This is a genomic window from Salinarimonas soli (genome assembly GCF_008386575.1).
GTDB lineage: Bacteria > Pseudomonadota > Alphaproteobacteria > Rhizobiales > Beijerinckiaceae > Salinarimonas_A > Salinarimonas_A soli.
Window position 1 is genome coordinate 140,583 of the sequence record NZ_VUOA01000006.1, and the last position, 12,335, is coordinate 152,917.

At 74.3% G+C, this 12,335-nt stretch carries 11 protein-coding genes and 1 riboswitch; of the genes, 7 read left to right on the forward strand and 4 right to left on the reverse strand.

All coding sequences use genetic code 11. From position 1 onward, the window contains the following. Nucleotides 1-4: 4 nt before the first annotated feature. Entirely contained in the window at nucleotides 5-1,009 is a 1,005-nt protein-coding gene (gene cobD, locus F0L46_RS03170; RefSeq protein ID WP_149815571.1) for a threonine-phosphate decarboxylase CobD, read from the reverse strand. Between the two features lie 12 nt (nucleotides 1,010-1,021). Between cobD and cbiB the strand changes: the two genes are divergently transcribed. Beyond that, nucleotides 1,022-2,008, forward strand: coding sequence for an adenosylcobinamide-phosphate synthase CbiB (gene cbiB / locus F0L46_RS03175; protein ID WP_149815644.1), 987 nt, complete (start codon nucleotides 1,022-1,024; stop codon nucleotides 2,006-2,008). On the opposite strand, the gene F0L46_RS03180 is transcribed toward cbiB, so the two are convergent. From F0L46_RS03180 to cobU, 3 genes are read right to left on the reverse strand one after another with little or no spacing between them, the layout of a single operon-like run. Continuing rightward, entirely contained in the window at nucleotides 1,995-3,455 is a 1,461-nt protein-coding gene (locus F0L46_RS03180) for a cobyric acid synthase (RefSeq protein ID WP_240539839.1), read from the reverse strand. The genes cbiB and F0L46_RS03180 overlap by 14 nt on opposite strands. Next, entirely contained in the window at nucleotides 3,455-4,063 is a 609-nt protein-coding gene (cobO, locus tag F0L46_RS03185; RefSeq protein WP_149815572.1) for a cob(I)yrinic acid a,c-diamide adenosyltransferase, read from the reverse strand. The genes F0L46_RS03180 and cobO overlap by 1 nt, the downstream gene beginning before the upstream one ends. Nucleotides 4,064-4,068: 5 nt before the next feature. After that, complete coding sequence (cobU, locus tag F0L46_RS03190; RefSeq protein WP_149815573.1) at nucleotides 4,069-4,602, reverse strand: bifunctional adenosylcobinamide kinase/adenosylcobinamide-phosphate guanylyltransferase; 534 nt, start codon at nucleotides 4,600-4,602, stop codon at nucleotides 4,069-4,071. 104 nt (nucleotides 4,603-4,706) lie between these two features. Further along, nucleotides 4,707-4,892: riboswitch (cobalamin riboswitch) on the forward strand. Between the two features lie 103 nt (nucleotides 4,893-4,995). Here cobU and F0L46_RS03195 point away from each other — a divergent pair. The 6 genes from F0L46_RS03195 to F0L46_RS03220 are packed head-to-tail and all read left to right on the forward strand — an operon-like array spanning nucleotide 4,996 to nucleotide 12,332. Then, nucleotides 4,996-5,628, forward strand: coding sequence for a HupE/UreJ family protein (locus tag F0L46_RS03195; RefSeq protein ID WP_149815574.1), 633 nt, complete (start codon nucleotides 4,996-4,998; stop codon nucleotides 5,626-5,628). A 13-nt stretch (nucleotides 5,629-5,641) separates the two neighbouring features. Then, nucleotides 5,642-6,031: a DUF1636 family protein gene (locus F0L46_RS03200; protein ID WP_149815575.1), complete on the forward strand. Its 390-nt coding sequence runs from the start codon at nucleotides 5,642-5,644 to the stop codon at nucleotides 6,029-6,031. Between the two features lie 20 nt (nucleotides 6,032-6,051). Continuing rightward, nucleotides 6,052-7,089 carry a cobalamin biosynthesis protein CobW gene (gene cobW, locus F0L46_RS03205; protein ID WP_149815576.1) on the forward strand — a complete coding sequence of 346 codons (1,038 nt, stop codon included), beginning with the start codon at nucleotides 6,052-6,054 and terminating at the stop codon, nucleotides 7,087-7,089. Nucleotide 7,090: 1 nt separating this feature from the next. Further along, entirely contained in the window at nucleotides 7,091-10,408 is a 3,318-nt protein-coding gene (cobN, locus tag F0L46_RS03210) for a cobaltochelatase subunit CobN (RefSeq protein WP_149815577.1), read from the forward strand. Next, entirely contained in the window at nucleotides 10,405-11,703 is a 1,299-nt protein-coding gene (cobG, locus tag F0L46_RS03215) for a precorrin-3B synthase (RefSeq protein WP_149815578.1), read from the forward strand. The genes cobN and cobG overlap by 4 nt, the downstream gene beginning before the upstream one ends. After that, nucleotides 11,700-12,332 carry a precorrin-8X methylmutase gene (locus F0L46_RS03220; RefSeq protein WP_149815579.1) on the forward strand — a complete coding sequence of 211 codons (633 nt, stop codon included), beginning with the start codon at nucleotides 11,700-11,702 and terminating at the stop codon, nucleotides 12,330-12,332. The genes cobG and F0L46_RS03220 overlap by 4 nt, the downstream gene beginning before the upstream one ends. Nucleotides 12,333-12,335 lie beyond the last annotated feature (3 nt).

The window sequence follows — 12,335 nt, forward strand, 5'->3', positions numbered from 1 at the left end:
GCGCTCAACCGGGGCGAAAAGCCCGTAGCGCCTCGTCGAGCCGGCGCCACGCCGCCTCGTCCGGCGGCAGGCCGAATCGCAGGCGGTCCGGCCGGCCCTGGAAGCGGCGCGTCCATAGGCCATGGCGGCCGAGATGGTCGAAGAGCGCCGGCGCAAGCGGGGTCTCGATCAGCCGATACAGCGTCGTGCCGCAGGAGCCGACGCCGGCTGTGCGCGCGAGAAGCGCGTGGAGGCGGTCGCGGTCCCCTCCCCTCGCCCGCGCGGTCTCCTCCAGCCAAGCGCCGTCCCGCAGGGCGCGCGCCCCGATCTCGATGGCAGGGCCCGACACGGCCCAGGGCCCGAGCGCGGTGCGGATCCTCTCAATGAGGGGAGCGCTCGCGACGGCAAAGCCGAGCCGCACGCCGGCCAGGCCAAAGGTCTTGCCGAAAGAGCGCAGAACGACAGCTCCGTCAGGGAGATGCGGGATGATGCTCAAGTCCCGCTCGAAATCAGCGAAGGCCTCGTCGACCACAAGAAGGCCGCCGCGGGCCTGGAGCTTCGCGGCAGTGGCGGCCAGCGCCTCCGGGTCGAGGCGGCGGCCGTCCGGGTTGTTCGGGTTCACGGCGACGGCTGCATCGGCGCCGTGCGCCGCCGCGAGCTCGTCCACCTCCACCACCTCGTGCCCGGCCGCCGCCCAGGCGCGGGCATGCTCGGCATAGGTCGGACCGAGGATGGCGACTCGGCCAGGCGCCCGCAGGTGGGGCAGCACGCTGATGAGCACCTGCGTGCCCGGGGCCGCCACGACAGTTTCAGGCATGCGGGCGCCGTAAGCCGCCGCCGCCGCGCGCTCGAGCTCCGCGACGTCGCCGGGCGCGGGCAGGCGCTCGAAGAGGCGGGGCGTGAGTTCCGGCACGGGATAGGGTACGGGGTTGATGCCCGTGGAGAGATCGATCCAGGGCTCGGGCGCCCCGGGAAAGAGCGCCCGCGCCTCGTCCAGATCGCCCCCGTGCCAGATCCGCGTCTCACCCATATCGTCCCGCCGATGCTCCCGCCCGACACCCTGACCCTCTTGGTCCTCGCGCTCCTCGCCGAGGCGGCCGTGGGCTATCCGGCCCGCGTGTACACGTGGATCGGCCATCCCGTCACCTGGATCGGCGCCGGCATCGCCCTCCTCGATCGCGACCTCAACCGGGAGGCCTGGAGCGCCCCGCGCCGCCGGGCCGCGGGCGTGGCGGCGCTGGCGATCCTGCTCGCCGTCACGGGTCTCGCGGGGCTCGCGATCACGGCGGTCCTGGCGCCGTTCGGGCTCGTCGGCCTCACGATCGCCGCGGTGCTGGCCAGCACGCTCCTCGCCCAGCGCAGCCTTCACGAGCACGTGGCCGCCGTGTCGGCCGGCCTGCGGGCGGGCGGCCTTGAGGGCGGGCGGGCGGCGGTGTCGATGATCGTGGGGCGCAACCCGAGGACCCTCGACGAGGCGGGCGTGTGCCGCGCCGCGATCGAGAGCCTGGCGGAAAACTTCTCCGACGGGATCGTGGCGCCCGCCTTCTGGATCGGCGCGGGGGGGCTCACGGGCGGCCTCCTCTACAAGGCCGCCAACACCGCCGACAGCATGATCGGCCACCGCACGCCCCGGCACGAGGCCTTCGGCTGGGCCGCCGCGCGCTTCGACGACCTCGTGAACCTCCCCGCCTCGCGCCTCACCGCGCTGCTTCTCGTCGCCGCCGCCGCGATCCACCGGGACGCCTCGGCGGGGGAGGCGTGGCGCGCCGTGCGCCGGGACGCGCGCCATCACCGCTCGCCCAACGCGGGCTGGCCCGAGGCCGCCATGGCGGGGGCGCTGGGCTTGAGGCTCGCGGGACCGCGCGTCTATGGCGAGACGCGCGTCGAGGACCGCTGGATGGGCGACGGGAGCCCTGAGGCGTCTGCTGCCGACATCGACCGGGCGCTCGCCCTCTACCGCACGGCCTGCGGGCTGCTCCTAGGCCTTGCCGTCGCGCTGGCGGGCGTCGCGTGGCTCATCTGGCGCTGAGCGCGAGGAATCGGTCGCAATCGAGGTGGGCTTCCAGATGAAGGGCCAAGCGGTCGAGGATGTCCTCCACGAGGCTCTCATAGGCGAGATCGCCGCCCGTGGCGCCGAGAACGTTAAGCCAACGCGTCCGCTGCCGGTCGTCGGCGAAGAGGCCGTGCAGGTAGGTGCCCACGACCCGCCCGTCCGCCGACACGGCCCCGTCGAGGCGCCCGTCGGACAGGCGGGCGAAGGGTCGGGCGGCGCCCTCCCCTGTCGTCTCACCGATATGCATCTCGTAGCCCGCGAGCGGGGTGTCGTCTGGAAGCGAGCACCCCGTCACGGCCTTGAGCCGCTTGTCGTCGGTGAGGATCGTGTCGACCTCGAGCACGCCCAAACCCTCCACCGAGCGCCCCGCCGGCCCCTCGATCCCGTGCGGATCGGCGATGCGCCGCCCGAGCATCTGGTAGCCGCCGCACAGGCCTAGAACCCGCCCGCCCCGGCGCAGATGGCCCTTGAGATCGATGTCCCACCCCTGCTCTCGGAAGAAGGCGAGGTCGTCGATGGTGGTCTTGGAGCCGGGCAGGAGCACGAGCGACGCCTCCGCCGGGATCGGCATGCCGGGCTCGACCAGCACCACCGAGACGCCGGGCTCCTCGCGCAACGGATCGAGATCGTCGAAATTGGCGATGCGAGGCGTCACCGGTACGGCGATCACCACGCCTCCCGACCGGCCCTCGCGCCGCAAGCCTAGGCCATCCTCCGCCGGCAGCCGCGCCGCGTCGGAGAAGTGGGGCACGAGGCCCAAGGCCGGCCAGCCCGTGCGCTCGGCGATGAGCCGCATCCCGTCCTCAAAGAGCGACGGGTCGCCCCTGAAGCGGTTGACCACGAAGCCGCGGATCATGCCTGCGTCCGCCTCGTCGAGCACCACGCGGGTGCCGACCAGGCTCGCGATGACGCCGCCCCGGTCGATGTCGCCGACGAGCACCACGGGGACGTCGCAGGCGCGGGCGAAGCCCATATTGGCGATGTCGCCGGCCCGCAGGTTCACCTCCGACGCCGAGCCAGCACCCTCCACGAGGACGAGATCGGCTTCGCCCGAGAGCCGCGCGAAGCTGTCCTGCACCGCCGCCATCAGGCGCGGCTTCCAGGATTGGTATTCCCGCGCCCGGGCCGTGCCGGCCATGCGCCCCTGCACCACCACCTGCGAGCCGACCTCGCTCTGAGGCTTGAGCAGCACCGGGTTCATGTGGACGCTGGGGGGAACGCCCGCAGCCCGCGCCTGGAGCGCCTGCGCCCGGCCGATCTCGCCGCCATCCGCCGTCACCGCGGCGTTGTTCGACATGTTCTGCGGCTTGAACGGGCGCACGGCGAGGCCCCGGCGCGCGAAGACGCGGCACAGGCCCGCCACCATGAGCGACTTGCCCACGTTGGAGCCCGTGCCCTGGATCATGAGCGCGCGGGTCGGCATCAGAACTCGATTCCCTCCTGCGCCTTCACGCCCGCCGCGAAATGGTGCTTCACGAGGGTCATCTCGGTGACGAGGTCGGCGGCCTCGATCAGCTCCGGCTTCGCGTTGCGGCCCGTCACCACGACGTGGAGATCGGGGCGCCGCGCGCGCAGGGCCGCCACCACGTCGGCGAGCGGCAGGTAGTCGTAGCGCAGCGCGATGTTGAGCTCATCCAGCACCACGAGGCGGATGTCGTCGCGGGCCATCAGCTCCCCGGCCTTGCCCCAGGCGCGCTCCGCCGCCGCCACGTCGCGGGCGCGGTCCTGCGTCTCCCAGGTGAAGCCCTCGCCCATGGTGTGCCACTCGATCTGGTCGGCGAAGCGCTCCAGCGCCAGGCGCTCGCCGGTCTCCCACGCGCCCTTCACGAACTGCACCACGCCGACGCGAAAACCGCGGCCGAGCGCCCGCAGCATCAACCCGAAGGCCGCCGTGGACTTGCCCTTGCCGGGGCCGGTGTTGACGATAAGGAGCCCCTTCTCTAGCGTCTTCGAGGCCACCTCCCGGTCCTGGACGGCCTTGCGCTTGATCATCTTGGCGCGGTGGCGCGCGGCGTCGTCGCTCTCGGTCATGGATCCTACTTCACCGTCAGGGGGAGGCCGGCCACGATCAGGAGCACCCGGTCGGCCCGCGCGGCAAGCCGCTGGTGCAGGATGCCGGCATGGTCGCGAAAGCGGCGGGCGAGCGCGTTGTCGGGCACGATGCCGAGGCCCACCTCGTTCGACACGAGCACGAGGGGCCCCGCCGCCGCCGCGCAGGCCTCCTCCAGCTCATTGACGGCCGCCGGCACGTCGCGCTCGGCGAGCATCACGTTGGTGAGCCACAGCGTGAGGCAATCCACGAGCATGGGCCGCCCGGGTTCCGCCTTCCGGATGGCGCCTGCGAGGTCAAGCGGCGCATCGACGGTGATCCAGCCCTCCGGCCGCCGCTCGCGATGGAGCGCGATCCGCGCGCGCATCTCGTCGTCGAAGGCCTGCGCGGTCGCGATATAAAGCCACGGCGCGGGGTGCGCCTGCACGAGCGCCTCCGCATGCCGGCTCTTGCCGGAGCGCGCGCCGCCGAGCACCAGGGTGAGGCGGGCTGAAGTAGGGATGTCGGGGTGGCTGGTCATCGTGGACCCCCTATAGCGCCGCGCCGCCCCCGCCGCCACGCCCCTTCGGCGGGTCACGGCGGCCGGGGACGGCGCCAGAAAGGTTGCCGCCCCCTTCCACACCCGCTATCGTCCCCCGCGACGGTGCCCCGGAGACGGGGTGAAAAGGGAATGCGGTGAGACACCGCGGCTGCCCCCGCAACTGTAAGCGGCGAGCCCGCGCCCGAACGGCCACTGGGGAGACCCGGGAAGGCAGGGGCGATGGGCACTGACCCGCGAGCCAGGAGACCTGCCGTCGCGCCGCTTCTGTCGAGCCCTCCGGACGGGGATTTCCGGGGGCGACTGTGGTCGAGCTCGCTCGACTCCGCTCGTGGAAGCTTTTTGGCCCGAAAGGGCCGCCCGACGGAGTACGCGATGCCCCTGCGAGCCCACACGACCCGCCTCCTCACGCTGTCCGTCGCCGGCCTCCTCGCCGCGACCCCGGCCTTCGCGCACCATCCGACCGGCGGGCAGCTGCCCACGACGGTGGTCCAGGGCTTCCTCTCGGGGCTCGGCCATCCCCTGATCGGCCTCGATCACTTCGCGGCGCTCATCGGCGTCGGGCTGCTCGCGGCGCGCTTCCCCCGCGGCCTCGCCCTCCCCTTCGTCTGGGTCGCCGCCATGGCCATGGGCACGGGCCTGCACGCGGCGGGCATCGGCCTGCCCTTCGCCGAGGTGCTCGTCGCGCTCGCGGTGGTCGCCATCGGCCTTGCGGCGGCGCGCCAGGTGACCCTGCCGCTCGGGGCGACGGCGCTCCTCTTCGCGGTCGGCGGCCTCACCCACGGCCATGCGCTCGCCGAATCCATCATCGGAGCGCGCACGGGCCCGCTCACGGCCTATCTCGTCGGCCTCGTCCTGATCCAGGCCGCCGTCGCGACGGGCGTGGCGCTCGCCGCGCGCCGCATCGCCGGGGCCACGCCGGTGGCGGCCCATGACCGCCTGCGCTTCGCGGGCTTCGGCGTCGCGGCGACGGGCCTCGGCGCGCTCGCCCTGCCGCTCCTCGGCTGATCCGGCCCCGGACATGTCCGATTCCGAGATCTGCCTGCACGTCTGCGTCACCTGCCGCATGGCGGGCGTCGCGGACGAGGGCGCGCCGCGTCCTGGCGCGGTGCTGCACGGGGCGCTGGCGGAAGCGCTTGGCCAGGAGGGCGCGCCCGCCGTGCGCCTCGAGGCGGTGGAGTGCCTCTCCGTCTGCAAGCGGCCCTGCACCGTCGCGGTGTCGGGGCCGGGGCGCTGGACCTACATCTACGGCGACCTCGACCCTGGCAGCGCCGTCGAGACCATCCTGGAGGGCGTGCGCCTTTACGCCGCCACGCCCGACGGCCTCGTGCCCTGGCGCCAGCGCCCGGAAGCTTTCCGCAAGGGCGTCGTCGCCCGCATCCCGCCCTTCAAGACGAGCAGCGCGGCGTAAAAGCGCCCGAGACAGGCCCCATGAGCACGCTTGCCAAAACTCCCTGCACGGTCGTCACCGGCTTCCTCGGCGCGGGAAAGACCACGCTGGTCCGCCATCTCCTGGAGAACGCGGGCGGGCGGCGCCTCGCCGTGCTCGTGAACGAGTTCGGCGATCTCGGCTTCGACGGCTCCTTCATCGAGGGATGCGGCATCGAGGGTTGCACCCAGGACGACATCGTCGAGCTGCCCAACGGCTGCATCTGCTGCACCGTGGCGGACGATTTCGTGCCCGCGCTCACGAAGCTCCTCGACCGGCCGAACCCGCCCGAGCACATCCTCATCGAGACCTCGGGGCTCGCGCTGCCGAAACCCCTCGTCAACGCCTTCAACTGGCCCGCCATCCGCTCGCGGGTGACGGTGGACGGCGTGGTGGCGGTGGTGGACGGTCCCGCCGTGGCGGCGGGACTCTTCGCCGACGATCCGGAGGCCCTGGCCGCCCAGCGCGCCGCCGACCAGTCGGTGGACCACGACAACCCGCTGGAGGAGGTGTTCGAGGACCAGCTGCTCTGCGCCGACCTCATCCTCCTCAACAAGACCGACGCGATGGACGAGTCGGAGCGCGCCCGCGTGCTGGCCGACATCCGCGAGCACCTGCCCCGAGCCGTGAAGGTCGTCGAAACGGCCCATGGCCGGGTGGAGCCCCGGGTGCTGCTGGGCCTCGGCGCCGCCGCCGAGACCGATCTCGAGGCCCGCCCCTCGCACCACGACGGCGAGGACGATCACGACCACGACGATTTCGAGAGCGTCTCGATCCCCGTCGGCGCGGTCGCCGATCCGGGCGCGCTGGCGATCCGGGTGGAGCGCGCGGCGGAAGCCGCGGGCGTGCTGCGGATCAAGGGCTTCGCGCCCGTGGAGGGCAAGCCCATGCGCCTCGTGGTGCAGGGAGTCGGCCGGCGCGTGGCGCATCACTTCGACCGGCCCTGGCGGGCGGGCGAGGCGCGCGACGGGCGCATGGTGGTGATCGGCCTCAAGGGGTTCGACCGGGGCGCCGTCGAGGCGGCCCTTCGCGGCGGCTAGGATGCACCTCCTCCCGGTCACGACGGTCTCCCTCGACGAGGGGGCGGAGGCGGTGGACCTCCGCCAGCCCCCGGGCGACGTCGTGGCGCTCTCCTTCGCCGACAGCGATCTCTCGGCGCTCGCGGCCGCGCGGGAGGCGCTGCCCCCGGGCGCGCCCTCCTTGCGCCTCGCGTCCCTGCGCCGCCTGCGCCATCCGCTCTCCGTGGACCTCTACGTGGAGGGCACGGCGGCGCGGGCGCGGTTCGTGCTCGTGCGCTGCCTCGGCGGGCTCGACTACTGGCGCTACGGCCTGGAGCGGCTGCACGCCGCCTGCCGGGCGAACGGCGTGACCCTCGCCGTGCTGCCGGGCGACGACAGGCCCGATCCGCGCCTGCCCGATTACGCCACGGTGCCGGCCGCGTTCTGCGACGAGCTGGAGGCCTACTTCCGCGCGGGCGGCGTCGAGAACATGGGGCGGCTGCTGGCCCGCATCGCGGCCGAGATCGGCATGGAGGGGGGCCCCGTCCTCCCGCCCCGCACCGTCCCCCGCGCCTTCGCCTGGACGCCCGAGGGCGGCCCGGACGATGCCGTTCAGGTGCTGGCGGGCCTCGATCCCGCTCGCCCCCTCGCCCATCTCCTCGTCTACCGCTCCTCCTTGCTCGCGGGCGACACGGCCACCGCAGGCGCGTTGTGCGAAGCCCTGCAGGCGCGGGGCATCGAGCCCCTGGTGCTCGCCGTGTCGAGCCTCAAGGACCCGGCGGCTGTGTCCGTGGTGGCTGAGGCCGCGGCGGCGCGGCGGCCCGACATCGTGCTCACCACCACAGCCTTCGCGGCGCGCGACGATTCGGGCTTCGTCCTCGATGCCGCCGCCTGCCCCGTGCTCCAGGTGATCCCCGTGGGCGTCTCCCGCGAGGCGTGGGAGGCCTCCCCGCGCGGCCTCTCGGCGGCCGACCTCGCCATGCAGGTCGCTCTGCCTGAATTCGACGGGCGCATCGGCGCGGGGCCGATCTCGTTCAAAGCCGAGGCGGAGCCCGACCCGGCGCTCGCCTTCGCCCGCCGCGTCCAGGCCCCGGACCTGGAGGGCGTCGTCGCGGCGGCGGATCTCGCGGCGGCGTGGGTACGACTTGCCCGGACACCGCGCCCCGAGCGGCGCATGGCGCTGGTCCTCTCCGACTATCCGGCGCGCGGGGGCCGGGCGGGCTTCGCCGTGGGCCTCGACACGCCCGCGAGCGTCAGCGCGATCCTCGGTACGCTCGCGGACGCGGGCTACGACGTCACCCGCGATATCGATCCTGCCGACCTCATGCCCCGCCTCATGGGCGCCGCACCGAGCCTCGCGGTGCCCCTCGGGGCCTACCGGGCCTGGCTCGACACGCTCGGCGAGCCGCAGCGCGCGGAGCTTCACGCCCGCTGGGGGGCGCCGGAGGCCGACCCCGCCTTCCAGGAGAGCGCCTTTCATTTCCGCTCGCTCAAGGCGGGCCGCGTTCTCGTGGCGCTCCAGCCCGACCGGGGGCACGGGGGCGACCGCAAGGCGCGCTACCACGACGGCGACCTGCCGCCGTGCCACGGCTATCTCGCGTTCTATCTCGCCCTTCGGGGCCTCGAGCGGGTGGACGCGCTCATCCATCTGGGTACCCACGGCACCACGGAATGGCTGCCGGGCAAAGCCGTGGCGCTCTCCGCCGCCTGCTGGCCGAGGCTCGCGACCGGCTCGCTGCCGGTGGTCTATCCCTTCATCGTGGATGATCCCGGCGAGGCCGCGCCCGCCAAGCGCCGCCTTGGCGCGGTGACCCTCGGCCACCTCACCCCCGCCGTGATGGAGACCGGCCTCCAGGGCGAGGCGGCGGCCCTGCGCGAGCTCGTGGAGGAATATTCGCAAGCCGGCGTCCTCGACCCCCGCCGGGCCGAGCTCGTCGCCGCCGAGATCCGGGAGCGCGCCCGCGCCTCCGGTCTCGACCGGGCCTGCGGCGTGGACGAGGGCACCCCCATGGACGAGGCGCTGACCCGTCTCGACGCCCATCTGTGCGATCTCGGCGAGACGACCGCGCGCGACGGGCTGCACGTGTTCGGGCAGGCGCGCCCCGGCTTCCAGGCCTGTGGGGAGGCCGAGCGGGCGGGCCTTCTGGCCGCCCTGGACGGCCGCTTCGTGCCCCCCGGTCCCGCCGGATCGCCGAGCCGGGGGCGCCTCGACGTGCTCCCCACCGGCCGCAACCTCGCGACCCTCGACCCCCGCGCCATCCCGACCCGCGCCGCCACGGAACTCGGCCGGCGCGCCGCGGCGGAGGTGGTGCGTCGCCACCTGCAAGAAGAAGGCGACTGGCCGCGCCGGGTCGTCATGGACCTGTGGGCCTCGCCGACGCTGCGCTCGGGCGGCGAGGACATCGCCCACGCCATGGCACTCATGGGCGTGCGCCCCGTCTGGGATCACGCCTCGACCCGGGTGACGGGCTTCGAGATCGTGCCGCAGCCCCTCCTGGAGGGCCCGCGCGCCGACGTGACGATCCGGGTGTCGGGCGCCTTTCGCGACGCGTTCCCCGAGCAGATCGCCCTCCTCGACGCCGCCGCCCGCGCGGTGGCGGCACTGAACGAGGACGACGAGTGGAACGAGCCCGCCGCCGCCCGCCGCCGGGGCGAGAGCGCGGCGCGGATCTTCGGCGGGGCGCCGGGCACCTACGGGGCGGGCGTCTCGGCTCGCGCGCTCGACGGCGACTGGAGCGGGCGCGGCGATCTCGGGCAGACCTATCTCGCTTCCGTCACCCACGCCTATGGGGCCGGCGGCGAGGCGCGGGCCGATGCGAGCTTCCCCGAGCGCGTCGGCGGAGCGCAGGCCTTCGTCCACGTGACCGACGTGGCCGAGCGCGACATCCTCGACGGCGACGCGGTGGCGGACGCCTTCGGGGGCTTTGCCGCGGCGGCGGAGGCGCTCGGGGCCTGCCCCGCCCTCTACAGCCTCGACACGAGCCGCCCCGACTCCATGCGGGCCCGCACCCTGCGCGAGGACGTGGACCGGCTGGTGCGCGGCAGGCTCTCCCATCCCCGCTGGATCGAGGGGCAGCTGCGCCACGGCTGGCGCGGGGCGGCCGAGATCGCGCAAGGCGTGGACGCGCTCTACGCTTTCGCAGCCACGACGCGCGAGGTCGGCGACGCCGCGTTCGATCTCGTCTTCACCGCGCTCATCGGCGACGAGTCCGTTCGCGACCGCTTGGCGCAAGCCAATCCCGCCGCCGCCCACGCGATCCGCGAGCGCCTGGCGGACGCGCGGCGTCGAGGCCTGTGGACGAGCCGGCTCAACTCCGTCGCGGCATGCCTCGATGATGTCCTGCCGGAGGCGGCCGAATGAGCGCGCCCCTGCCGCAGGCGCCCCGGGTGCGGGGCTGGTGCCCCGGCGTGCGCCGGCCCATGGAGACCGGCGACGGGCTCCTGGTGCGCGTCCACCCGCCGGGCGGCGTGCTCGGGGCGGACGAGGCGCGTCTCGTGGCGGAGGCTGCGCGCACCTTCGGCAACGGGCTTCTCGACGTGACGGCCCGGGGCAATCTCCAGATCCGGGGCGTGCGACCGGCGACCTACCCCGCCCTCCTAGCGCGCCTCGACGAGGCGGGCCTCGTGGAGCCCGAGGGCGACGGCCCCAACCGGCTCACCCTCGTCTCGCCCTTCAGCGGCATCGATCCCGCCGAGCGCCTCGACGCCCGCCCCCTCGCGGCAGCCGTGGAGGAGGCGGCGGACGTGCGCGACCTGCCGGGCAAGGTGTTCGTCGCGGTCGACGGCGGCGGGATCATGCCGCTCGTGGGCTCGGGCGCCGACATCGTTCTCACCGCCGTGGCCGGTCCCACCCCGATCGCGGTCGGCCTCGCCGCGCCGGAGGGCCCGCGCTGGATCGGCGCGACCCGGGCCGGGGACGCGCCCGAAGTCGTCCGCGCGCTGCTGCAGGGCTTCGCGGCCCTGCGGCGCGACGGGCGCACGGGGGTCGGACGGATCCGCGATCTGGACGAGGCCCAACGGGCGGTGCTCGCCGCCCGCGTGGCCCTGGCGCCCAGGGACGCGCCCCCGCTCCGCCCCGCCTGCCCCCGCACAGGGCTGGTGCCCTCCCACGGCGGCACGCTCGCGCTTCTCGCCGCTCTCGCTTTCGGCCGCTGCAACGCGGATCAGCTCGCCCGCGCCGCGGACTGGAGCCGGGCTCATGGCTCCGGCGAGATCCGTCCGTCGCCGAGCCGGGGCCTGGTCCTGCCGGGTATCCCGGATCCGGGCATTATCCTCCGCGAGGCCGAGGCCGCGGGCTTCATCGTCGATCCCGCCGATCCCCGCCTCGCCGTCTCGGCCTGCCCCGGCGCGCCCTCCTGCGGCGCCGGGCGGGTGCCAGCGCCGAGCGATGCTGCGCCTCTGGCGGAGGCCGCGTCGCACCTCCTCGCGGCGGGGCTCTCGCTTCACGTGTCGGGCTGCCCGAAGGGCTGCGCCCATCCGGGCCGGGCGGATGTCACCCTCGTGGGGCAGGAGGACGGTTGCTATGGCCTCGTGCCAGGGGGTACGGCCCGCGATCCGGCGGTCCTCCGCCTCTCCCTCGACGAGGTGATGACCCGTCTTCGCGAAGCTCCGACGCCCGGTGAGCTCGCCCGCGCCCTCCGGGAGCCCGCGCTATGACCGAGCGCCTCGATTACGTCCGCGAGGGCGCCGAGATTTATCGCCGCTCCTTCGCGATCATTCGCGCCGAGGCCGACCTCTCGCGCTTTCACGGCACGGCGGAGCGGGTCGTCGTGCGCATGATCCACGCCTGCGGCATGACGGACCTGCCCCGCGACGTGGAGATGTCGCCCGATTTCGCCGAGACGGCCGAGGCCGCGCTCAGGGCCGGCGCCCCGATCCTGTGCGACGCCAAGATGGTGGCGAACGGGGTCACGCGGGCGCGCCTGCCCGCCGGCAACGACGTGATCTGCACCCTCGACGACCCGCGCGTGCCGGGGCTCGCCGCGCAGATGGGCAACACCCGCTCCGCCGCCGCGCTCGACTTGTGGCGCGAGCGGCTGGCGGGCGCCCTCGTGGTGGTGGGCAACGCGCCCACCGCGCTCTTCCGGCTCCTCGAGATGATGAACGAGGGCGCACCTAAGCCCGCGGCCGTGATCGGCATCCCGGTGGGCTTCATCGGCGCCGCCGAGTCCAAGGAGGCGCTCGCCCGCGACGGCCGGGTGCCCTTCGTGGTGGTGCACGGGCGGCGGGGCGGCTCGGCGATGGCGGCGGCAGCCGTCAACGCGCTTGCCAACCCGGTGGAGTAGGGC